At 31.5% G+C, this 24,154-nt stretch carries 15 protein-coding genes and 2 pseudogenes; 12 read left to right on the top strand and 5 right to left on the bottom strand.

Features of this window, described 5'->3' with window-relative positions:
* Window positions 1–164 precede the first annotated feature (164 nt).
* From ACKTSW_RS07590 to ACKTSW_RS07570, 5 genes are all read left to right on the top strand, one after another.
* Window positions 165–731 carry a Crp/Fnr family transcriptional regulator gene (locus tag ACKTSW_RS07590; protein WP_408024673.1) on the top strand — a complete coding sequence of 189 codons (567 nt, stop codon included), beginning with the start codon at window positions 165–167 and terminating at the stop codon, window positions 729–731.
* Between the two features lie 85 nt (window positions 732–816).
* Window positions 817–2,190, top strand: a complete 1,374-nt coding sequence (locus ACKTSW_RS07585) for a TolC family protein (RefSeq protein WP_408024672.1) — start codon at window positions 817–819, stop codon at window positions 2,188–2,190.
* Window positions 2,191–2,213: 23 nt separating this feature from the next.
* Entirely contained in the window at window positions 2,214–3,173 is a 960-nt protein-coding gene (locus tag ACKTSW_RS07580; protein WP_408024671.1) for an HlyD family secretion protein, read from the top strand.
* Between the two features lie 9 nt (window positions 3,174–3,182).
* Window positions 3,183–4,367, top strand: coding sequence for an ABC transporter permease (locus ACKTSW_RS07575; protein WP_408024670.1), 1,185 nt, complete (start codon window positions 3,183–3,185; stop codon window positions 4,365–4,367).
* Window positions 4,368–4,372: 5 nt separating this feature from the next.
* Window positions 4,373–5,353 carry an alpha/beta hydrolase gene (locus ACKTSW_RS07570; RefSeq protein WP_408024669.1) on the top strand — a complete coding sequence of 327 codons (981 nt, stop codon included), beginning with the start codon at window positions 4,373–4,375 and terminating at the stop codon, window positions 5,351–5,353.
* A gap of 158 nt (window positions 5,354–5,511) precedes the next feature.
* Here ACKTSW_RS07570 and ACKTSW_RS14310 read toward each other — a convergent pair.
* Window positions 5,512–6,085 (bottom strand): annotated as a pseudogene (locus tag ACKTSW_RS14310) (transposase).
* Window positions 6,086–6,206: 121 nt separating this feature from the next.
* Here ACKTSW_RS14310 and ACKTSW_RS07560 point away from each other — a divergent pair.
* Window positions 6,207–6,680, top strand: a complete 474-nt coding sequence (locus ACKTSW_RS07560) for a hypothetical protein (protein WP_408024668.1) — start codon at window positions 6,207–6,209, stop codon at window positions 6,678–6,680.
* Window positions 6,681–7,336: 656 nt separating this feature from the next.
* Here ACKTSW_RS07560 and ACKTSW_RS07555 read toward each other — a convergent pair.
* Window positions 7,337–7,633: pseudogene (locus ACKTSW_RS07555) on the bottom strand (IS110 family transposase); the annotation flags it as partial.
* Between the two features lie 270 nt (window positions 7,634–7,903).
* Between ACKTSW_RS07555 and ACKTSW_RS07550 the strand changes: the two are divergent.
* Window positions 7,904–10,192 carry a M1 family aminopeptidase gene (locus ACKTSW_RS07550; RefSeq protein ID WP_408024667.1) on the top strand — a complete coding sequence of 763 codons (2,289 nt, stop codon included), beginning with the start codon at window positions 7,904–7,906 and terminating at the stop codon, window positions 10,190–10,192.
* Between the two features lie 1,075 nt (window positions 10,193–11,267).
* Entirely contained in the window at window positions 11,268–12,107 is an 840-nt protein-coding gene (locus ACKTSW_RS07545; protein WP_408024666.1) for a CPBP family intramembrane glutamic endopeptidase, read from the top strand.
* 189 nt (window positions 12,108–12,296) lie between these two features.
* Here the strand turns inward: ACKTSW_RS07545 and carB are convergent, their stop codons facing one another.
* Both carB and rpmH read right to left on the bottom strand, forming a co-directional pair.
* Complete coding sequence (gene carB, locus ACKTSW_RS07540) at window positions 12,297–15,149, bottom strand: carbamoyl-phosphate synthase large subunit (RefSeq protein ID WP_408024665.1); 2,853 nt, start codon at window positions 15,147–15,149, stop codon at window positions 12,297–12,299.
* A 103-nt stretch (window positions 15,150–15,252) separates the two neighbouring features.
* Window positions 15,253–15,414 carry a 50S ribosomal protein L34 gene (gene rpmH / locus ACKTSW_RS07535; protein ID WP_028891113.1) on the bottom strand — a complete coding sequence of 54 codons (162 nt, stop codon included), beginning with the start codon at window positions 15,412–15,414 and terminating at the stop codon, window positions 15,253–15,255.
* Between the two features lie 229 nt (window positions 15,415–15,643).
* Between rpmH and ACKTSW_RS07530 the strand changes: the two genes are divergently transcribed.
* The 3 genes from ACKTSW_RS07530 (at window position 15,644) to ACKTSW_RS07520 (ending at window position 21,921) form a co-directional block, all read left to right on the top strand.
* Window positions 15,644–17,263 (top strand): CTP synthase, encoded by a 1,620-nt coding sequence (locus ACKTSW_RS07530; protein WP_408024664.1) that lies wholly within the window; start codon window positions 15,644–15,646, stop codon window positions 17,261–17,263.
* Window positions 17,264–17,456: 193 nt separating this feature from the next.
* Window positions 17,457–19,331: a membrane protein insertase YidC gene (gene yidC / locus ACKTSW_RS07525; protein ID WP_408024663.1), complete on the top strand. Its 1,875-nt coding sequence runs from the start codon at window positions 17,457–17,459 to the stop codon at window positions 19,329–19,331.
* A 127-nt stretch (window positions 19,332–19,458) separates the two neighbouring features.
* Complete coding sequence (locus ACKTSW_RS07520; RefSeq protein WP_408024662.1) at window positions 19,459–21,921, top strand: TonB-dependent receptor domain-containing protein; 2,463 nt, start codon at window positions 19,459–19,461, stop codon at window positions 21,919–21,921.
* A gap of 166 nt (window positions 21,922–22,087) precedes the next feature.
* Here ACKTSW_RS07520 and ACKTSW_RS07515 read toward each other — a convergent pair whose 3' ends face one another.
* Window positions 22,088–22,264: a hypothetical protein gene (locus ACKTSW_RS07515; protein WP_028891109.1), complete on the bottom strand. Its 177-nt coding sequence runs from the start codon at window positions 22,262–22,264 to the stop codon at window positions 22,088–22,090.
* 145 nt (window positions 22,265–22,409) lie between these two features.
* Between ACKTSW_RS07515 and fumC the strand changes: the two genes are divergently transcribed.
* Window positions 22,410–23,810 carry a class II fumarate hydratase gene (fumC, locus tag ACKTSW_RS07510; protein WP_408024661.1) on the top strand — a complete coding sequence of 467 codons (1,401 nt, stop codon included), beginning with the start codon at window positions 22,410–22,412 and terminating at the stop codon, window positions 23,808–23,810.
* Window positions 23,811–24,154 lie beyond the last annotated feature (344 nt).

Genomic DNA, 24,154 nt, shown 5'->3' with positions numbered 1-24,154 from the left:
TTGCAAAAAGAGCTGTAAAAAATGTAATTAATTTATACAACGAAATAAGATTACATGTATCTTTAGATTATAAAATACCAAATATGGTATATAAATTATCAGCTTAAATTCAATTATAAACTGTAGTCATATTTCAGGACTAGACATTTATCTATTAATATTTTATGAATATTACCGACTTTCTTATAACCTTAGTGCCATTTACACATGATGAATTAAATGATATTCTTTCGCATTTTGAAAAAGAAGATGTTCCAAAAGGTCGGGTGCTAGTAAAAGAGGGTCAGGTTTGCAATAAATTATATTTTATAGAACAAGGTATTGGCAGAAGTTATTATTTAAAAGAAGATGGTAAGGAAGTAACACAATGGTTTATTGGTGTTGGTAAATTTATGTCTAGTGCAGATAGTTTCTTTAAGCAAAGCCCTAGTTTTTACTATTTGGAAGTCTTAGAAGATTCCATTTTGTATAGTATAACCCATGAAAAAATGGAATTTTTATTAGCTAAATACCACAACATGGAGAAATTTATTAGATTGTTAACTTTAGAAATATTTTCAAAAATTGTTCATAAACTAAATGCAATTCAATTTCAGACTGCTAGAGAACGATATGATTATATGATCTCTGAATTCCCAGATATTTCACATCGTATACCCTTAAGCCAAATTGCTTCTTTTCTTGGAATGACACAAGAAACGCTTAGTCGTATTAGAAGGAATGGTCTTTAAATACATTTTTATTTTTTTGATATAGGTCAAATGAAAATTTTTATATACTCATGATATTTGCATTGCAATTATAAAATCATTTGTAATGTATCAAAACAAATCCACACAAAGTATCCTTTTTATTGTTTTTATCTGTTTGATTCCATCCGTATTTGTGGCGCAACAATTAGATCCAACACTAAAAGAGCTTATAAATAAAGGGCTAGAAAAAAGTCATACTGTAAATATTCAGAATTTTAATACGGAACAGTCCCAGATTGACCAAAAATTGGCTAAAGCTGTTTTTCTTCCAAAATTGACTTTTAATGCAAATTTTACTCGATTAAATGATGACCTAACTTTTGATGATGATACACAAAATTTATTGCTTTCTACCCAAAAATTACTTATTAAAGAAGCAGTTGGAATTCCTTTTAATAGTCCTTTTCCAGAGAATATACCTTTAACAGAAGTTCCCAACCTGCAAAACAAAAACATCTTAAAATCATCTGTTGATTTAGACTGGGTACTCTTTAGCGGATTTGAAGCGACCAATGCTATTAAAGCTAGTAAACACCTAGAAGCATCATTGAATTATTTAGGGGTTGCCGAAAAGGATAAAATAGCTTTAAAAATAATTGAAACTTATGATAAATTAGCATTAGTATACGCTTCTAAACGCGTACTAAATACTTCAAAAAAATACTTAGACGAGCAAAAATACTATATAAAAAAAGCCCTTAAAAATGGTTTAGCAACACCAATAAGTCGTAAAAAAATTGAATTGGCACAGCAACAATTAGCTTCTAAAGAATTGGAATTTAACCATAATAAAATCTTATTAATAGAAGTACTCCACCAACTTACTAGTGAAAGTAGAGAGAATTTAAGACTTCTGAATCCAATCTTACATTCATTTTCAACGGACTCCATATCAAGTACCGAAAAACGAAATGAAATTAAAGCCTTGGAAGAAGCAGAAAAAGCGACACTATATAAGGCAAAAATGGAAAAAAGCAATTTTATACCCAAACTTGCTTTAAAAGGGCATTATGAATTTATTGAAGATGACTTATCCTTATTAACCCCAAAATGGTACGTTGCTGTTGGTATTAAATGGAATGTGTTCGATGGTCGTCAATCCTGGTTGAAAAGTGAAAAATCTAAAATAGAAAGTCAAAAATATAGAGAGCAAATAGAAGATGCTAATGAGATGATTTCCTTAAGCATTATTAAAGCAGAATTAGCCTATGAATCTTCACTTCAAAACATTAAAATAAATCAAAAAGAAATTGAATTAGCAAGTGACACTTATGATATGATCAATAAACAATTCAAAAATGATCTGGCATCTATAAGCGATGTCCTCGATGCTTTAAACAATTTAGAAAAAGCCAATTTTAAATTACAAGAATCATATTACAGTCAGCGTAGAGCGGCTACCGATTTACTACACGCAAAAGGGATTCTCAATTATTAATACAAATAAAAAGAACAAAGGAAATGAAATCATTAAAAAATATTATTATTGCTAGTGTTACAATACTTACTATAATCTCTTGTGGAAATGATAAGGAAATTACCTCCTTTAGAGGTAAAGTAAAATTTGAAACCATTGCTGTAAGCAGTAAACTTCCAGGACGAATTAGTAAAATCTATGTTAAAGAAGGACAAATAGTTAAAAAAGGAGATACATTAGCTTTACTAGATTTACCAGAAGTAAATGCAAAAATGACACAAGCAAAAGGTGCTGTAACAGCTGCTAAAGGGCAATTAAACATGGCTTTTAATGGTGCCACAGCTGAACAATTAAATCAAATTGACGGTCAGATAACTGCTGGTAAGGCTCAATTGGATTTTGCACAAGAATCTTATAATCGATTACAAGCAATGTATAAAGATTCGCTAGTTAGTTTGCAACAATTTGATGAAGTAAAAATGAAACGCGACATGGCAAAAGCACAAGTTTCTGCGCTAGAAGCCAAACGTAAAGAAGTAGGCAAAAGTGCAAGAATCGAGCAAATTGATCAAGCCAAAGGACAATTAAATAGAGCAATTGGTATGAAAGAAGAAGTACTTTCTGCAGCCAATGAAAAATTCGTAACTGCACCTGCAACTATGTCTATTGAAACCATTAGTTTGAAAGAAGGAGAATTGCTTTTACCAGGATATTCGTTATTTAATGGCTATAAAAAAGAAAGTGTGTTTTTTAGATTTACTATACCAGAATCAAAAATATATGACTTTGAAGTGGACAAACCACTTACACTTATAAACCCATATACCAAAGAGGAAATCAACACAAAAATTGTAGCCATAAAGCAATTAGCGCAGTATGCTGATATTACAAGCACTGCTCCTTTATACGAACTATCGGAATCTATTTATGAACTAAAGGTCATTCCAACTTCAGATATTTCCGAACAGAAATTTTACATAAATGCGACCATTCTTATAAAATAATCAACGAGCATGAAAGATTTTTTAAAATTACTTAAAATTGAGTTTAAACGTATTTTTTCAAATAATGTATTGCTTGCTATTTTTATTGGAGCACCTATATTTTATGGAATTTTATTTGGATACGTGTATCAACAAGCAAAAGTGATTGACTTACCAATTGTTATTATTGATCAAGATCACAGTCCAACTTCAGATAAAATTATAGATGCCTTTGAGGATAATGAAGCTTTATTTGTATCTGATGTTCGGTTTTCACCAGGTAATATTATGGCAGAAATGCCTACAAAACAATATGATGCTGTGGTTACTTTACCTGCCAATTTTGAAGCAGATATTCTCCAGAAAAGACATCCTGAAATAAGGGTTGACTTGAATATGGCAAATATATTAAATGCGAATACAGCTAGCAAAAACATTCAATCCGTTTTAATGACCTTAAATGCTGGAATAGAAATTGAAGGGCTCAAAAAACAAGGACTTCACCCTACTCAAGCTTTAGCATCTTTTGAAAGTTTTAAAATCAATTTTAACAAGCTCTATAATTCTACAGGAAACTATGTAGCATTTATGCTGCCTGGTTTACTTGCTGCCATAATGCAACAAATTATCTTTTTGGCTATGGCATTGGTTTTTTCTAGAGATTTTGAAGATGGTCATTTTGAAGTTTTAATAGAAAAGAGTAAATACTCTTTATATCACATTACGCTTAAATCACTTCCTTTTTTATTAATGATACCAATAATGTGGTTTCTTGTTAGCTTAATGATTCCATATTTTAAAATTGATATTGACATTTTTAATTTTCCTATGTTGGTTTTGGTAACACTTTTATCCTTTGCCTCTATGTGTATTGGTATGTTATTTTCTATTGCAATTCCTAGTCAATTAAAAGCAACAGAACTTTTAATGGTTATTTCTACACCTGCATTTATACTTAGTGGGTTTACTTGGCCAACAATTGCTTTTCCTAATGCTATTGCAAACTTTGCGCAATGCATACCTTCAACATCATTTCTAAGTGGTTTTAGGAAAATCGCTTTTTATGGTGGTAATTTATCATCTATTAAATCTGAAGTTAACATGTTAATTCTTATAACGGTTGTTGCTCTTGTCGCGATGGTAATACTGCTTCAGCTCAAAATATTCTTGTTTAACAAAAACAAGAAAAGAAAATTGAACACCATTCAAAACTAATTCAAATGAAAGCGAATAAATTAACAGGAAAGAGTAATAATAATTATCTTCCAGATGTTTTAGGTGATGGGTTTACTAAATTAACTTTATCCTTTGATGACGATTATGAAGGAGAAGTAGTTGCAACATTAATTCGCAGGAAATCATTAACAAAAACAAGCAAGGCAATCTTGTACATACATGGTTTTAACGATTATTTTTTTCAAGAAGAAATGTCGAAAGAATTTAATAATCAAGGTTATAGCTTCTACGCTTTAGATTTACGAAAGTATGGACGTTCGCACCTAAATCATCAAAAATTAAACAATGTACGTTCCTTAATAGAATATGATGAGGAAATAGACCTTGCCTTACAAATCATTAAATCTGAAAGGAACAAGCAAGTGATTTTAATGGGACATTCTACAGGCGGATTAATTGTAACAAATTATGCAGGTAATCATTTAAACAGCGACTTATTTCATGGCATAATCTGTAACAGTCCGTTTTATGAATTTAATCTCAATGTACTTGAACGAAAAATAGGGGTTCCCGTACTTTCATACCTAAGCAAGTATTTTCCAAACAAGTTGATTTCTAGTGGCTTTTCTAAATTATATGGTTATAGCCTTCATAACGACAAATATGGAGAATGGAACTATTCGCTCTACTGGAAACCTCATGACATTCCTAACGTGAATCTAAGTTTTATTAGCGCCATATATAAGGCACAAAAAAACATTCAAAACAATTTAGTTATAGATGTACCAACACTTGTTTTGTACAGTAGTCAATCTATTTATGAAAAAAAATGGTCTGATAAATTTAATGAAGGAGATGCTGTGTTGAACGTAAATCATATTAAATATTATGCTAATAAAATTAGGGGAAATGTAACTTCATGCGAAATAGAAAATGGCATGCACGATTTAATTCTCTCTAAAAAACTAGTAAGAGAAAATGTATATAAAAAGATGTTTGAATGGACTAATGTTCATTTTAAATAAAAGAAAAAACGCATTACAACAAAGAACTGTGACTAAAAACAAATAAAATTCACTTAATTTTTTAAACAAAACACTTTTTATAGTTTTCTTCATATTTTAATCCAGCTTTTACTACAGCAAAAGCTTGTTTTAATTACCTATTAACCTAAATTCGATTATTAAAAGAGACAAATTTGCTGAGTATTTACAGTTTGATATTTTATGGAAGGTTTTTTAGGTAAAAAACTATATGCAATAAGTACAGAGGTTAAGTTTGTTATAAAATTACCAAAGCTTCTACGTCTAGAATATTGTCATTAAACAATTCTTCATACTCTTTTTAACTTGAGCTATAAGTTGCACACCATTAATAAAAAGCATTTGTGCTAGTTCCTTTCGAATATGACTTTTATAAGCAAAAATTTTTCCAATTATTTTATCTAAAAAGCGTTCATTTTTTAACGGACTTCTATCATCTTAACTAACCTGTGTTATACAAAAAATTAATATTTCTCCTTTATCATTAAGAACAATATGGAGTTTAACACATGGTGGGGTTACCTGTATTAGCAATACTTTTAAAACCACTAAGCTGAAAAAAATAATCATAATGGTCATCACTTCACTTCTAGATATTATTGGTGGACGCTTAGATTTGTTACCAAATAATGATTTTTCAACAATTTAATCATATTCTTTACAAAGCTTGTCAACTAAACAAAATATTTCTGTAAATTTAGAGTAGATAATCATAAATATTAATCGAACTCAGGTTAATGAGAAAATTAGCTCGTACTTAACCGAAAGGATAATGTTAATTTACACACTACAAGCCATATACAAAACCGTTAGCAAACATTAAAAAACAATGATTATGAAAAAAACAATAATAACAATCTTAACATTTACTCTAATTTCTTGTAATATTAAGACAGATAAGAAAAATAAAGAAACTACATTATCTCAAAAAGAACAAGAAGTTCTAGTGAAGATTATAGATGATAATGAAAAATTTAAAGAAATAAGTTCTGATAATTTGAATCAACTGCTAGCCGAAAAGGAAGGGGATTTATCTCCCAAGGAAGTTATGATGTTGTTTTATCCTAACAAAGTGGAAACTAGCGAAGGAAATGAGAAAATAGAGTTATTGGAAAAGGTCTCCAACAATGGAAATGTTGTAGTAACATTAATTCACGATAATCTACTGGATGATTCTGTAAGAGGAGAGAAATATATTATGGAATTAACGAAAAACAACAACAAATGGACTGTTCTTTCCATAAAAAAGAACTGGAAATGTTGGGATGGTAGAGGACATACTGACTGGGGTATAGAATTTTGTAATTAAACATTTGCTAACAATGGTAACCGTTGCACAAGCCTTATAAAATGGCAAAAAACATCTATTTTGTGCTGTTTTAAGGGGTTTTTATTTATTTTAATGCAAAATTAAACAATCTTTATAGATGTTTTTAGCTGCTTAAATTCAAGTATAAAGGCCTGTTTTATACTTTTAAAAAAGAAGTGCAAAACTTCTGCATTACTTTTCACTGTTTTAGAAGTGAATTTTAGATATTTCTTTAAATTATAAGCTATAGCCAGGTAAATGCATCACTTTATTAGCCTGTTTTAATCCCAATGTATTTATTTTTGGAGTCCTAAAAACTAAGTCAGTGTTCCAAGGTTCTACAATACTTTGCCGTCTTCCTTTCATAAACGTGTGAAACAACCCTTGTTAACAGCTTTAAAACTTAATGAATGTTGGAGTATCTATTTTATGAGCGACTCACTTATTGATGGCTGAAAATTACGCGTATTCAATGTTATAGATGATTGTAATCGTGAAGCTCTAGCAATAAACGCTGGACTTACCTATCTAGCTCGAACAGTTCTAGCAAACACTTGAAAATTTAAAACAAGAGATAGGAGCGCCAAAGTATGTTAGATGTGACAATGATCCAGAATTTATCTCTAAAACGTTTAAGAACTGATGTGAAAAGAATTTCATAGAAACCAAATATACCCAGCTTTGGCTTTTACAATATATGAAGCCTCTGGTTGCCTATATTTAAGAGGTTGTTCTCCTACGTGGTTACAAATCATAAAAACATCCCTTTTATCCTTTTTAACTCGTTTTAGTTTCATTTGGATAAACCGTTTTATCACTACAGGGTTTATAATACTTTGCGCTATGCTTTTTTCATATAAAAACATAGTCAGTTTATGATGATAGTACCCTGTGGCTTCCATGACACAATGAGAATTAGCTCTCAACACTTTTTGAAATGATTTAAAACCTACCGTTGTATTAGGATAACCTTTTGTTCTTTAATAATAAAATATCTAATTTAAATAAATTACAAACTTAGGGCAGATATAGTTCATTGCTGGTTGATTTTTCCTCCGGAAAAACCAACGGTTAGTTCAATTTTTGGGATTTATTTGTTAACTTAGTACTGAATCAACGCAACGAAAACATAGCCAAATAAGTTAGAGCCAATTCTCAAAAGAAAGATCGAAATCAAACAATCATCGAAAAATATTTGTCTAGAATTATTAAATATAAATTTTATGAAAACAAAATATATATTGTTAATTATGGCGGTTTTCTTTTTTACTAATTTGTTTTCACAAGAAAAGAAAATTGAAAAAACGTTTAAAGAAATCAATCAACTTATCATTAACAATGATATTGAAAGCATTTTAAAATTTTATAATACCCAAAATGTTGAATTTGCTCAAAAAATTCAACAACGATACGAGAACATATTGAAATTGGACAGCCTTTCATATACCATTAAAATGAATGATTTTGTTATAGACGGAGGTACAGCTTTTGCTGTTGTTTTTGAAAAGAAGGAATATGTAAAAAACAAACGTAATTACTCAGAAAGTCAGTGGTACACATATACATTAATGAAAATAAAAAAAGAATGGATTATCACTGAAACCAAAGAACGAAATTATTTGCAAGCTGATTTTACAGAGTTGAAAGTTCTCATTAATCCTGATAAGGGAAAAATGACTGCTAAAGCAAATATCCACATTTCAATTTTACAGGGAGGTGAAAATAATGTTCTGTTTTGGCTAAATAGAGGGTTGACAATAAATGCGATTACGGATGAAACTGGAAAAGAGTTAAAATTTAGCAGAAATGGATTAGAAGTATTGATACCATTGAAACATACCCTTAAAGAAAAAGAAAAACTAAATTTGATATTTTCTTATTCTGGCACATTATTTAATGAATATGCTGAACAAAATTATTGCTTAGCATATTTAGGGAAAGAGGGGTGTTTTGCTAATTTTGTAACCCAATGGTATCCTAAATTAAATGGAACCTTAACCAAATCTAAAGCCAAATTAGTATACAAGGTACCCAAACATCTTACCGTTGCAAGTGTAGGAGTTTTATCAGATAAGAAAGAGGAAGCTGAAATGACCACATATACGTTTCATGTTAATACACCAATGGACTATACATTCAACGCAAATAAATTTACCACTTTTTACAAAAATGTTAATGATGTATCTATTAATGTGTTTCTGTTCAATAGTAATTCAAAAAAAGCCGAAATGTATGCTGATAAAGCAGCGCAAATGGTTTCATTTTTAAGTGAATTTTATGGTATATTTCCCTTTGATAGCTACTCTATTTCAGAAGTACCATCATCCATTACAAAGGATTTAGGAGGTGCAGGAGGGCAAGGCATGAATTTTTATCCAGAAACTGCACTAAGAGATACTGTTTTTGAGTTTCCACTTTTGGCTCATGAAATTGGACATATGTGGTGGGGATCATGGGTAACTGGTAAAGAAAATTCTGGATCATTGTTCGATGAAGGTTTTGCTCAATTTTCTTCTGTAATATGCTACAGACATTTTTATGGAGAAAGAGCAATGTGGAAATTTCTTAATGATGGTGCACCAAGATATTCTCAATCTGCTAAACTCTACTTCGAACGATACAGTATTAACGATATTCCATTAGGCAAATATGATGTAAACAGAAACAGTGATATAACTATGCTTGCTCGTGTCAAAGCACATTTTGTATATGCTATGCTAATGGAAACCATTGGTTATTATTCGTTTAACAAAGGCATTAAGCGAGTTGTTTCAGAATATGTCAATAAGCGAATGGGACTAGACGATTTCAAAAAAATAATGGAAGAAGAAAGTGAAATGAATCTAGATGTTTTTTTCGAACAGTGGTTTTTCCGTACAGGCGCACCTGAATTTGCGATTGAATATTCTGTTAAAGAAACGAATGATGGTAAATATAAAGTTGAAGGATTAGTTACCCAAAAAAGAGAAATATATGATGTGAATGCTGAAATAGAATTGTCGTATGATGATTACAGAGAGGTAGAAAAATTGAAAATTAATAAAAAGGAAAACCCGTTTTCTTATGTTACGGATAGAAAACCACATGTAGTTATTTTTGACCCTGACAGAAAGATATTAAGGTGGTCGGAAGAAACAAAACACCTACCATTACTCGGAAAAGGGATGATGAGTTTGATACAAGGTAGAAACGAAGAGGCTGTTGATACTCTGACAAAGTATCTTGAACACAAACCATTAGACTTGAGAGCTAATGGCTTGCTGGGAATTGCCTTTGTAAATAGTAAGCAATACGACAAAGCCTTGGATTATTTGTTGCTTGCCGAAAAAGAACATTCAAAAGGAGAAGGAGATAAAGTACATAAGATGTTTTTATATCTGGCTTTGGGTGAATATTATTTTGAAACAGAAAATCAGGAAAAAGCCAAAATATATTTTGAAGAAGTATTACTTATGAGTGATATTATGGGTGCTCATGCAAAAGCACTTTCTTTTTTGAAAAAAATGAAGTAGTTTATAAATAGAAACTCACTGGCTACAACAAATAACTGAGGTGGAAAACAAGTAAATTTCACAAATTTTATATCAAAGTACTTTTATAGTTCACATCATACGGTAAACCACTTTTTACAATAGCAAAAACTTGTTTTGATAACTTATTACATACCGCCTTAAAACAAGTATTTTACTCCTCCTTTGCTGAAGTAAACTGCTTAAAACCGTCTGTAAAGACCAATAACATTAGTGCTATTTTACTGCCTATTCCTGAAATAGATTTTAATAACGTTACCTCTTTTTACATTCTCTAACAACAACTCCTCTAGTTTAACTTTCCCTATCTCTAAGATTTTTAGTTGCCTTTTTAATAAACTAACTACAGGTTTTGATGGGCTTTCTAATACAGTATCATCGTAAAGCTTATTCTTTAACTGTGTAGATTGTTTTGTGTAAACGAACAACAAACGTGCTATTTGTAAGTTCTCTTGTTGTTCCTTACAATCATCTTATCTATAAAGAAGTTTCTTGACTTACATCATAATTATATAACTGCCTTGCATCACTCTTGTCCGTCTTTACTTTTTATAAACTCATTTGAATAAAACGTTTTACCTTCAACATATTCTCTACTGACACACTAATTCCTTTTTCTGTTAAAAAATAGGCTAATCGTACATGATAGTATCTATCCTGTAGCTTCTATAACACAATCAGTTAAACTGATACCAATTACCTTAATTATCATATATATCTAAAACACCTTTACTCACATCAAATCCTAAAAAAGGATTGGAAAGAAATTAACTACTCTCAATTCAACAACTTGAAATCGAGATTTTGGTCTCATAGAACTGAACAAATTCGAAGTAGTAAAAAGCGTAGGGATTATCAATGTTGACGAAATCTAAGTTTTTACGTATATCATACCTTCCTCTATGATTTACAATACTAAATTTAATGAATTACAAGCTTAGGAGGGCTATATTTCATTGTTCATTGATTTTTAGGATTTATTTGTTAACTTAGTGCTAAGTCAACGCAACGAAAACATCGCGAAATACGTTATGCAGTATTAAAAATACCAAAAGGCTTGATTACAAAAGATTTAAATAAAAAAATTATTACCTATACTACTATAGCCTATGCCATAACTTGGCTTATAGCTTTTTTTATAATACAACTTTATAAAATAGGTCGTCTAAGTGTTTACCAATTAAATTTTTATCACTCATTTGCAGCAATAGGTCCAACTTTTGGAGCATTAATAGCAACCTATATGTTTTATGGAAATGAGGGACTTCGAAAATTATTAACAAAAATTAAACTCCCCTCTTTAGATAAAAAAACGGTTTTAATAGTCGTTTCTCCGCTCTTATTTTTTTTCTTAGGTGCACTCATTTTTCCAATAGTGAAATCTGAGTTTTACAATTTCAAGAATTTTGCCAATTCTAATTGGTCCTCTTGGAATGTAGTTATTGTTTGGCTCTTACCAATACTAACCTACTCTATTTTTGAAGAAATCGGTTGGCGTGGATTTTTGCTCCCTCACTTACAAGAAAAATATACAGCTTTCAAGTCAACAGTAATTCTTTTCGTTATTTGGGCTTTTTGGCATATACCTTTTTTCTTTTATCGCTTTGACTTTTCACTTGGAATATCTATTGGTTTCTTTTTTGGACTTTTTATAGGAACAATTATTATGACTTCTATTTACAATTCAAGTCGTGGATTTCTTATCCCTGCAATGTTATTTCACTTTCTAAATAATTTTTGCTCAGGATTTGATAAAGAAATAATAGTTGCGGTACTAAGTACAGGCTTTGTGTTTGTAGCCATTTTTATTTATAAAAGATATGGAAAAGAAAACTTAAGTGAGATAGCCCGTACACGAAATTATTTAGCTAAAAAAGAATTAAAAACGACTGCATAACAAAGATCTGAGTTAAAAAATAACTAAACTCTTCATCAAACCTAACATTAATAATAATTATTTGTCGAATTTAAAGGTGTCCTAAAAAAGAGAAACCAACATTTAGTTGCATATAGAACCAGTTAATATTTTAATAAAAAAAGTCCAGAGTTTACACTCCGGACTTCAATTTTATTGGTGTTTTAAAACCTATTTACTCAAATACATTTTACGTCTTGCATATAAATCGTAAAAAGCATCATCTCTTAATGAATCTATAAATAAAATACTTTCACCTGTAGATTTCATTTCAGGTCCTAAATTCTTATTTACATTAGGGAACTTGTTAAATGAAAATACAGGTTGCTTAATTGCAAAACCTTCTAACTGTGGATTGAAATCAAAATCCGTTACTTTTTTGTCTCCTAACATCACTTTTGTAGCATAGTTTACATATGGTTCTTTATAAGCTTTTGCTATAAATGGAACTGTACGAGACGCACGTGGATTCGCTTCAATGATATACACTTTATCATCTTTAATCGCAAACTGAATGTTAATTAATCCAACTGTATCAAGTGCTAAAGCAATTGTTTTAGTGTATTCTCTAATTTGCTCCAATACTAATTCTCCTAAGTTGAAGGCTGGTAATGTAGCATTTGAATCTCCTGAGTGAATTCCACAAGGCTCAATATGCTCCATAATTCCGATAATGTATACATTCTCACCGTCACAAATTGCATCTGCTTCCGCTTCAATAGCTCCTTCTAAGTAGTGATCTAATAATAATTTGTTATTAGGAATCTTACGCAATAAATCTACTACATGTTCTAATAACTCTTCTTTATTAATCACAATCTTCATTCCTTGCCCACCTAATACATATGATGGACGCACTAAAATTGGAAAATCTAATTCATCTGCTAAAGCTAAAGCTTCATCTGCATTTTCAGCAACTCCAAACTCAGGATAAGGAATGTTATTTTCTTTCAATAAGCTAGAAAAACTTCCACGATCTTCTGCTAAATCTAATGCCTTAAAACTAGTTCCTAAAATTGGAATTCCATAACGCTCTAGTTTTTCAGCTAATTTTAGGGCTGTTTGCCCTCCTAATTGAACAATAACTCCTTCTGGTTTTTCATGTTTAATGATATCGTAAATATGTTCCCAGAAAACTGGCTCAAAGTATAGTTTATCTGCCGTATCAAAATCAGTAGAAACTGTTTCAGGGTTACAGTTAATCATTATGGTTTCATAACCGCACTCTTTAGCTGCATATACACCGTGAACACAACAGTAGTCAAATTCAATACCTTGTCCAATTCTATTAGGTCCAGAACCTAATACAATTACTTTTTTCTTATCAGAAACAACACTTTCATTAGACACAGAAACAGTACCTTCTGCTGTTTCTATTTCGCTTTCAAATGTTGAGTAGTAATAAGGTGTTTTTGCTTTAAACTCAGCAGCACAGGTATCTACTAACTTATAAACTCTCTTTATTTTTAACTCTTCACGTTTTTTATACACCTCACTTTCTAAACATCCTAGCATATGAGCAATTTGACGATCACCATATCCTTTTTGTTTAGCTTCTAATAATAATTCTCTATCTAACGTATCGATGGTGTAAGTAGAAATTTCTTTTTCTAAGTTAAATAATTCCTCATATTGTCTTAAGTACCACATATCAATTTTAGTGATGTCGTAAATCTTACTTAAAGGAATTCCCATAGCAATGGCATCATAAATAGCAAAAACACGATCCCAAGAAGCATATTTTAATTTATCTATAATTTGATTGTAATCTTTATACCCTTTGCCATCTGCCCCTAAACCATTTCGTTTAATTTCTAATGATTGTGTTGCTTTGTGTAAGGCTTCTTGAAACGAACGTCCAATTCCCATTACTTCTCCAACTGCTTTCATCTGTAAACCTAATGTTCTATCAGAACCTTCAAATTTATCAAAATTCCAGCGAGGTATTTTTACAATTACGTAATCTAGTGTTGGTTCAAATAAAGCTGAAGTTGATTTTGTAATTTGGTTATCTAACTCATCTAATGTATAACCCGTTGCTAATTTAGCAGCAATTTTCGCAATAGGATATCCTGTTGCTTTTGATGCTAATGCTGATGAACGTGATACACGTGGGTTTATTTCGATAGCAATAATATCTTCTTTCTCATCTGGAGAAACAGCAAACTGTACATTACACCCACCTGCAAACTCTCCAATAGAACGCATCATTTTAATTGCCATATCTCTCATTTTCTGATATGTTTTATCAGAAAGAGTCATAGCTGGAGCTACTGTAATAGAGTCTCCTGTATGAATTCCCATTGGATCCATATTTTCAATAGAACAGATAATTACAACATTATCGTTATCATCACGTAATAACTCTAACTCATATTCTTTCCATCCCATCATTGCTTTATCAATCATTACTTCGTGGATCGGAGAAATTTCTAACCCTCTAGATAATGATTCTTCAAACTCTTTTTCATCATATACAATAGATGCTCCTGCTCCTCCTAATGTAAAAGACGCTCTAATACATAAAGGGAACCCAAATTTTTGCGCTATTTCTTTTCCTTTTAAGAATGAGGTTGCAGTAGCTTGAGGTGCCATAGGTACTCCTATTTTTTCCATTAACAAACGAAACTTATCTCTATCTTCCGTAATATTAATAGCATCAATATCTACTCCTATAATTTCAACATCAAAATCTTCCCAAATCCCCTTTTCATCAGCTTCAATACATAAGTTTAATGCCGTTTGTCCTCCCATAGTAGGTAAAACAGCATCAATTTGTGGGTGTTCTTTTAAGATTTGAACAATAGACTTTGTATTAAGAGGCAACAGGTATACATGATCAGCCATCGAGGGGTCTGTCATAATTGTTGCTGGATTCGAATTAATTAAGATGGTTTCAATTCCATCCTCTCTCAAAGATCTTAACGCTTGAGATCCTGAATAATCAAATTCACATGCTTGACCAATAACAATTGGCCCAGATCCAATAATTAAAATCGATTTAAGGTCTTGTCTTTTAGGCATTTTAGTTTGTGTTGTGTTGTGATGTAAAAATAAAAATTGTTTGGTTATAAAAAAAGGCGATACTTAACAGTAACGCCTTTAAAATATTAACAATAGTTAATCATTATTTCTTTGGTCTAGATTCAGATGAAACAGACAACTTCTTTCTTCCCTTTGCTCTTCTTCTAGCTAATACTTTACGTCCATTAGCAGAAGCCATTCTTTCGCGGAAACCGTGTTTGTTTCTTCTTTTTCTTTTCGATGGTTGGTACGTTCTTTTACTCATTACAGTATATCTTAAATATCTTCTTTAAATATGTTTTACTTTTGTGAAATTCCGTCTGCTAAAAGCGTTGGCAAATATACAACAGTTTTTCAGTCTGACAAACCCTTATTTTATTTTTTTTTAAAAAAAGGCCGTTTGGCAAATTTACGTAATTTTTATGTATGTTTTTTCTCTTTTTTATTTGCTGTAATTGCCAGACTTCTTACTTTTGCGCAAACCTAACAGCACCATGAATAACACAAAATACGTTTTTGTAACCGGAGGCGTAACTTCATCACTAGGGAAAGGAATTATAGCCGCTTCTTTAGCCAAATTATTACAAGAAAGAGGATACTCAGTAACCATTCAAAAATTAGATCCATATATTAATATAGATCCAGGAACATTAAACCCATACGAACATGGAGAGTGTTATGTTACCGATGATGGAGCTGAAACCGATTTAGATTTAGGACACTACGAACGTTACTTAAATATTCCTACTTCACAAGCTAATAATGTTACTACAGGTAGAATATATCAATCTGTAATAAATAAAGAGCGCAAAGGAGCGTTTTTAGGAAAAACAGTTCAAGTGATTCCTCATATTACAGATGAAATTAAGAACAGAATCCAAATTTTAGGAAATACAGGTGATTATGACATCGTAATTACCGAAATTGGAGGAACCGTAGGTGATATTGAATCATTACCATATATAGAAGCAGTTCGCCAACTACAGTGGGATTTAGGAGAGGACAATGCAATTGTTATTCACCTAACTCTAGTCCCTTACTTAGCAGCCGCTGGTGAATTAAAAACAAAGCCTACACAACATTCTGTAAAAACTTTAATGCAAAGTGGTGTAAAACCTGACATTTTAGTATGTCGTTCAGAACATGAAATTTCTGATGAAATTAAACGTAAACTAGCGTTGTTTTGTAATGTTAAAAAGCAAAACGTAATTCAATCGTTAGATGCTGAAACTATTTACGATGTTCCTAACCTTATGTTTAAAGAAGGATTGGATTATGTTGTATTAGATAAGTTAAACTTATCTACACGTAAACAACCTAACTTAAAAACATGGAATAAATTTTTAGAACGTCACAAAAACCCTACTTCTAGTATTGAAATTGGTTTGGTTGGAAAATATGTTGAATTACACGATTCATATAAGTCAATTACAGAAGCCTTTATCCATGCAGGAGCAGCAGCTAGTAATAAAACAAAGGTTAATGTTCGTTGGATTCATTCTGAAGAATTAACTCCTGAAAATGCTGTTAAACAATTAGAAGGTTTAAACGGTGTGTTAGTTGCACCTGGATTTGGTGATAGAGGAATTGAAGGTAAAATTGCAGCCGTACAATACGTACGTGAAAACAATATCCCTTTCTTAGGTATTTGTTTAGGAATGCAAATGGCAGTTATTGAATTTGCTAGAAATGTGTTAGGACTTAAAGATGCAAACTCTACCGAAATGAACCCTAAAGTAGCACATCCTGTTATTAACTTAATGAAAGAACAGAAAAATGTTACTGAAAAAGGAGGTACTATGCGTTTAGGTGCTTGGGATTGTCAGTTAACACAAGATTCAAAAGTTTTTCAAGCTTATAAAGAAGAATTAATAAGTGAGCGTCATCGTCACAGATTTGAATACAATAACGATTATAAAGAACAATTAGAAAATGCTGGAATGAAAACTGCAGGTGTTAACCCTAAAACGGGGTTAGTAGAAATTGTCGAAATCGATTCACATCCTTGGTTTGTTGGTGTTCAATATCACCCAGAATACAAGAGTACAGTATTAAACCCACATCCCTTATTTGTAAGCTTTATTAAAGCAGCTTTAAAACAATCAAAAAAATAAGTTAAAAATCCTGTAACTAAAATTACAGGATTTTTTTGACAAATAAAAGTTGGAACACTGTTTGAACTACCATTACTAACAAAATTATTCACCATAAAACCTCAAAAAACTATAGGGTTTTACTACCTTTGTCCGGTTTTTCAACTATTAAGAAAAACTTTATAATGACAAGTTGACATTTTAACATATATCGATGGAACAAAAAAAATTTGATTTAAATTCCTTTATAGGAATGCTTTTATTAGGAGGAATTATGCTTTGGTGGATGAATACACAAAAGCCAGAAGAAACTCCTGAAGCAACTACCCAAACAGAACAAACTACCGATGCTACAATCAACACTCAAAACAATTTAACTGATAATGTAGTTGTTAACGACTCATTACAACAAATTGCTTTACAAAATAAGTTTGGTGCTTTTGCATACGCCGTTTCAAATAGCCAAGAAGGAAATACTATACTAGAAAACGATCTTGTAAAGTTAACTATCGATAATAAAGGTGGACAAATTATCGAAGCCTTAATTAAAAACTATAAAACATACGATTCATTACCACTATTCTTAGTTAAAGATAATAATGCTTCATTTAATATCAATTTCGGAACTACTGATAACCGAATTTTAAATACTAAAGACTTATTATTTACTCCTACCCTTACCAAAAATGGAGATACTCAGGTGCTTTCATTAAAGTTAAAAGTTTCAGAAGCTAAGTTTTTAGAGTATCGTTACGAAATGAAAGAAGGTGATTACCGAGTAGGTTTTGCTGTTCGTTCACAAGGGTTAAATAATACTATTAATAGTTCTCAAGAAATTAATTTAGATTGGAGTTTAAAAGGTTTTAGACACGAAAAGAGTTTAAAAACCGAAAACATGTACTCTTATTATTACTATAAAGCAGATGATGAAGTAGATTACTTACAAATGAATGATGATGAAGTTGTTAGTGATATTGATTGGATTGCTTATAAACAACACTTCTTCTCTTCTATTTTAACATCAGACACACCGTTTAACAACGCAACGTTAAAATCTGTAGACTTTGCTGGAGAAGAAAAAGATAGTGTATATACTAAAACTTATGGCTTAAAAACTCCTCTAGCCTTAACAAATGGAGAGTTAAATTATAACATGCAATGGTTTTATGGACCTACTAATTATAATTTATTAAAATCTTACGAAGGAACAGGTTTGGATGAAATTGCTGACTTAGGTTGGGGTATTTTTGGTTTCTTAAACCGTACTGTATTCTACCCTGTATTCAATATGTTAAAAGGGTTTATTGGGAACTACGGATTAATCATCATTTTAATGACCATTGTAGTACGTATTATAATGTCTCCAGTATTATACAAATCGTACCTATCAAGTGCCAAAATGAAAGTGATTCGTCCAGAAATGGAAGAAATCAATAAAAAATATCCAGGTAAGGAAAACGCTATGAAGCGCCAACAAGAAATTATGGCGGTACAACGAAAAGCGGGGGTAAATATGATGTCTGGTTGTATACCTGCATTAATGCAAATGCCTGTATTCTTTGCCCTATTTAAATTCTTCCCTACAAACATTGACTTCCGTCAAAAAAGCTTCTTGTGGGCAAATGATTTATCTTCATACGATACTATTTTTAAATTACCTTTTAAGATTCCTTTCTACGGAGATCATGTAAGTTTATTCCCAATTTTAGCTTCTATTGCAATTTTCTTTTACATGAAAATGAACCAAAGTCAACAAGCGAATATGCAAGCACCAACGCAAGAAGGAATGCCTGATATGAGTAAAATGATGAAGTGGATGATTTACTTCTCTCCTATTATGATGTTATTCTTCTTTAACAACTATGCTAGTGGATTAAGTTTATATTACTTTATTTCTAACTTGTTAACTATTGCAATTATGTTTGTTATTAAAAACTATGTAATAGATGAAGCTAAAATTCATGCTAAAATTGAAGAAAACAAAAAGAAGCCTGTTAAAAAAAGTAAGTTCCGTGAGCGTTTAGATGCAGCCATGAAACAAGCTCAAGAACAACAAGCTGCGCAACAAAAAACAAAAGGAAAAAAATAACTTTTCAATATATAACTTGATTAAAAGGATGCTTAATTGCATCCTTTTTTTATTTAACATTTTTTTAACTAAACCCCGTTAAACCTTTAGGGAAATTTGCGGTCTAACAAGCTTATAAATCAACATAATGAAGAAAATTACCTTACTTATTTTACTTATTAGTTTTACAGCTTTTGCACAGCGTACTACAAAAGATAAACCCTCCAAAATAACTCTAACAGGTAAAGTTTTAGAAACAAAATCTAAACAACCTTTAGAATACGCAACTTTAGTAATAACAAATACTAACACACAACAAGTTATTGGAGGAGTTACCGGTGCTAAAGGAAGTTTCTCTATCGATGCATCATCTGGTACATATAATATAAAGGTTGAATTCATAGGCTTTAAAACAAAAAACTTAGGTAATTACAATTTAACAGAAAGTAAAAGTTTGGGCACTATTCTACTTTCTGAAGATGCAGAAACGTTAAATGAAGTTGAAGTTATTGCAGAAAAATCTACCGTTGAAATCCGTTTGGATAAAAAGATTTACAACGTTGGAAAAGATATGACTGTAAAAGGTGGTAATGCTTCTGATGTTTTAGATAATGTACCCTCTGTTAATGTAGATGCTGAAGGAGCTGTTAGTTTACGAGGTAACGAGAATGTACGTATTTTAATTGATGGTAAACCTTCTGCTTTAGTAGGATTAACGGGTACAGATGCTTTACGTAATTTACCTGCTGATGCTATAGAAAAAGTAGAAGTTATCACTTCTCCTTCTGCTCGTTACGATGCTGAAGGGACAGCTGGTATTTTAAACATTATCCTTAGAAAAGGAAAAATTACAGGATTTAACGGTTCCGTAAACTTAACTGTAGGTACTCCTGACATGTTAAGAGTTTCACCTAATCTAAATTATAGAACTAAAAAATTTAATATTTTTTCAAACTTAGCATATTCATACAGAAAAGGACCTGGTAATTCTCAAAGCTTTTTTACAAACTTTGATGATAATGGTATCATTTCCGACTATAGAAACGAAGACAGAACTTTTGATAGAAAAAATAATAACTATAACGGTTCTTTAGGTGTTGAATATTATATCAATAAAAAAAATTCTATTACTGGAAGCTTCTTTTATAGAAATTCAAAAGACGATGACATAGCTACCAATAAAACTACTTTTTATAATGAGAATAAAGTTTTTACTGACAATGAAGTGAGAATTGAAAATGAAAAAGAAGACTCTATAGACAAGCAATACTCTTTAAACTATACAAATAATATTGACGAAAAAGGACAAAAACTAACCATAGATTTACAGTATAGCGATAGTGACGAATCTGAACCTGCTGAAATTATTGTAGATGGAGTGCTTTCTGAACAAAACTCACAAACTACAACTTCTAAAGACCGCCTTTTACAAATAGACTATGTATTACCTATTGGTGAAAACAGCCAGTTTGAAGTAGGTCATAAAGCTACTTTACAAGATTTAAACTCTGACTTTAGAGTTCGCGATGCTTTTGGAAACCCTTTACCTAATGATCCTTCAAACGCTATTGAGTTTAAACAATATATTTATGCTTTTTACTCACAATATGGAAGTAAAATAGATAAATTCTCATACTTATTAGGTTTAAGAACAGAAATTACTGACATAGACTTAACAGTTTTTACAACAGATCAATTCAAAGAAAAAAACTATACTGAATGGTTCCCTACTGTTAACTTAGGATATGAAATTAACGAAGGAGATAATGTTTCATTAGGATATAGTAGAAGATTACGTAGACCTCGTCACTGGTTTTTAAATCCTTTTGAAAGTCGTAGCTCTGCTACCAATGTATTTAGAGGAAACCCAGACCTAGATCCAACTTTTACAAACTCTTTCGATTTAGGATACAATACAAGAATTAGTAAATTTAACTTAGGTGCCTCTTTATATTATCAATACTCTACAAATATTATTCAAAGAGTTTCTACCTTAGAAGAAAGAGATGTTAATGGTGTATTGACTGATGTAACGGTAAGACAACCTGTAAACTTAAATGATGAAGACCGTTACGGTTTTGAGTTTACAACCAACTATAATCCTACTAAAAAAATTCGTTTATCAGCATCCTTTAACTATTTTAAGTTTAATACAGGTGCCTTTACCTACGTATATACCGCATCAAATGGATCACAAATTACTACTGAATTGGAAGAAGTTAATAATAGTAGTTGGTTTGCTCGTTTTAACTCAAGAGTTACACTTCCTTGGAAAGTTCAATGGCAAACGCGCCTAATGTATCGTGGACCACAATCTGATGCACAAAGCGACAGAGAAGGTATGTTTATGGCTAACCTTGCTTTAAGTAGAGATTTATTTAAAGAAAAAGCATCTTTAGTATTGAATGTTAGCGACTTATTTAACTCTCGTAAACGTGAAAGTATTACTTACTTAGGAGGTCGAAACAATCCTAGTTCTATATCTGAAGGAGCTTTCCAATGGAGAGAGCGCCAAATTACATTAAGCTTTACTTATAGATTTAATCAAAAGAAAAAAAGTGAACGCTCAGGTCGTAATGGTGACTTTGACGGAGGTGGTGAAGGTTTTTAATTCTTAAAACTACAACAATACTTAATAAAAAAAGAGAACTATAATAGTTCTCTTTTTTATTTGCGCTAAGAATTAAATCAGGTTAGAGTATCCCCTAATGCTAAGACAACGCCATAAAAAAACCACGCCATTAGCGTGGTTCTTGAAATTATATTGTAATAAAAGCTTACTTACCTTCCTCAGCAGCTCTTTTTGCTTCTCTCTTCAATTTCATGTTTTCCCAGATAGTTCCACCAATCCAGTAAGGAACTACAAATGTTAATAAGAAAATTAACAGCCAAAATCCAGCCGTAAAAATAAACATGAATAATACTAATCCTGAAAATTCTGAAAAATCTAACATTTGTTTCTTATTAAAAATTGTTATGGTACAAAATTATAACTATTTTTCTTTTCCTCCAATAAAATCTGATAAAATTCACTATTAAAAACTATAAGAATTTGTAATTTTGAACATCATTAATTTTAAGCATTTTAAATCATTCCAAATGACAAAATATAGAATTGAGAAAGATACGATGGGACAAGTAGAAGTTCCTGCTGATAAATATTGGGGAGCACAAACTGAGCGTTCTCGTAACAACTTTAAAATTGGTCCTGCTGCCTCTATGCCTTTAGAGGTAGTACACGGATTCGCTTACCTAAAAAAAGCTGCTGCTTACACTAACGCCGAGTTAGGTGTTTTAGCTACTGAAAAACGTGATTTAATCGCACAAGTATGTGATGAAATTTTAGCAGGAAAGCACAACGACCAATTCCCTTTAGTTATCTGGCAAACAGGTTCTGGTACACAGTCGAACATGAATGTAAACGAAGTTATAGCCAATCGTGCACACGAAATTGCTGGAAATGTAATTGGTGAAGGAGAAAAAACCATTCAGCCAAACGATGATGTGAACAAATCGCAATCGTCAAACGATACCTTTCCTACCGGAATGCATATTGCTGCCTACAAAAAGATTGTAGAAGTAACGATTCCAGGTGTTGAGCAGTTACGTGATACCTTACAAGCTAAAGCAGAAGCTTTTAAAGATGTAGTTAAAATTGGTCGTACACACTTAATGGATGCTACTCCCCTTACCTTAGGTCAAGAGTTTTCTGGATATGTAGCTCAATTAAACTTCGGATTAAAAGCCTTAAAGAATACTTTAGCACATTTAGCACAATTAGCTTTAGGAGGAACTGCCGTAGGTACTGGATTAAACACTCCTGCTGGTTACGATGTGTTAGTAGCTAAATACATTGCTGAATTTACTGGATTACCATTTGTAACTGCTGAAAATAAATTTGAAGCATTAGCTGCACACGATGCTTTAGTAGAAACACACGGAGCTTTAAAACAATTAGCTGTTTCATTAAATAAAATAGCAAACGATATTCGTTTAATGGCATCTGGACCTCGTTCTGGAATTGGAGAAATCATCATTCCTGCTAACGAACCAGGATCTTCTATCATGCCAGGAAAAGTAAACCCTACACAAGCAGAAGCTATGACTATGGTTTGTGCACAAGTAATGGGGAACGATGTTGCGGTAACTGTAGGTGGTACACAAGGACACTACGAGCTAAACGTTTTCAAACCTATGATGGCTGCTAACGTATTACAATCGGCTGAATTAATTGGAGATGCTTGTGTATCGTTTGATGTAAATTGTGCTGCAGGTATTGAACCTAACCAAACACGAATTACGGAGTTATTAAACAACTCGTTAATGTTAGTTACAGCATTAAATACTAAAATTGGATATTACAAAGCTGCTGAAATTGCCAATACAGCACATGCAAATGGAACTACTTTAAAAGAAGAAGCGGTACGTTTAGGATATGTAACTCCAGAACAATACGACGAATGGGTAAAACCAGAAGATATGACTGGAAGTTTAAAATAATATAAACTTATTTATAGATATCAAAAATCCACAACGTTTTGTTGTGGATTTTTGATATCTAGTAGTTTCTAATTATCTAACTGTTTTACAAGAATCTCGTTAAAAGAACATTCGCTACTACTTTTAACGAGACAACCATGTCGCTATCATTCCTCTTCATGATGGAATGCCATTAGGGTTCATCATTTTAACCAAAAGAAGAAACCGTAAGGTTCAGCGGAGCTAAATCTGTTTAAGATTAGTTGCTCTCCTAAATGAAATTCCTCTCAGTTGCTTCGCAATATACTTTCAATCAGAATATATTTTGATTTTAGTAGCGTTCTAAATAACGGTAAAAACTTCTC

The sequence above is a fragment of the Tenacibaculum sediminilitoris genome (genome assembly GCF_964513795.1).
GTDB lineage: Bacteria > Bacteroidota > Bacteroidia > Flavobacteriales > Flavobacteriaceae > Polaribacter > Polaribacter sediminilitoris.
Note: the sequence above shows the minus strand (reverse complement) of the source record. Positions and strands in the feature narration are given on the sequence as shown.

Excerpts from the sequence above, each read along its gene's own strand:
- ACKTSW_RS07575 (WP_408024670.1), top strand. The coding sequence starts at position 3,183 with ATGAAAGATTTTTTAAAATTACTTAAAATTGAGTTTAAACGTATTTTT.
- fumC (WP_408024661.1), top strand. The coding sequence starts at position 22,410 with ATGACAAAATATAGAATTGAGAAAGATACGATGGGACAAGTAGAAGTT.
- ACKTSW_RS07560 (WP_408024668.1), top strand. The coding sequence starts at position 6,207 with ATGAAAAAAACAATAATAACAATCTTAACATTTACTCTAATTTCTTGT.
- rpmH (WP_028891113.1), bottom strand. The coding sequence starts at position 15,414 with ATGAGTAAAAGAACGTACCAACCATCGAAAAGAAAAAGAAGAAACAAA.
- yidC (WP_408024663.1), top strand. The coding sequence starts at position 17,457 with ATGGAACAAAAAAAATTTGATTTAAATTCCTTTATAGGAATGCTTTTA.
- ACKTSW_RS07570 (WP_408024669.1), top strand. The coding sequence starts at position 4,373 with ATGAAAGCGAATAAATTAACAGGAAAGAGTAATAATAATTATCTTCCA.
- ACKTSW_RS07590 (WP_408024673.1), top strand. The coding sequence starts at position 165 with ATGAATATTACCGACTTTCTTATAACCTTAGTGCCATTTACACATGAT.
- ACKTSW_RS07550 (WP_408024667.1), top strand. The coding sequence starts at position 7,904 with ATGAAAACAAAATATATATTGTTAATTATGGCGGTTTTCTTTTTTACT.
- ACKTSW_RS07520 (WP_408024662.1), top strand. The coding sequence starts at position 19,459 with ATGAAGAAAATTACCTTACTTATTTTACTTATTAGTTTTACAGCTTTT.
- ACKTSW_RS07530 (WP_408024664.1), top strand. The coding sequence starts at position 15,644 with ATGAATAACACAAAATACGTTTTTGTAACCGGAGGCGTAACTTCATCA.
- carB (WP_408024665.1), bottom strand. The coding sequence starts at position 15,149 with ATGCCTAAAAGACAAGACCTTAAATCGATTTTAATTATTGGATCTGGG.
- ACKTSW_RS07515 (WP_028891109.1), bottom strand. The coding sequence starts at position 22,264 with ATGTTAGATTTTTCAGAATTTTCAGGATTAGTATTATTCATGTTTATT.
- ACKTSW_RS07585 (WP_408024672.1), top strand. The coding sequence starts at position 817 with ATGTATCAAAACAAATCCACACAAAGTATCCTTTTTATTGTTTTTATC.
- ACKTSW_RS07580 (WP_408024671.1), top strand. The coding sequence starts at position 2,214 with ATGAAATCATTAAAAAATATTATTATTGCTAGTGTTACAATACTTACT.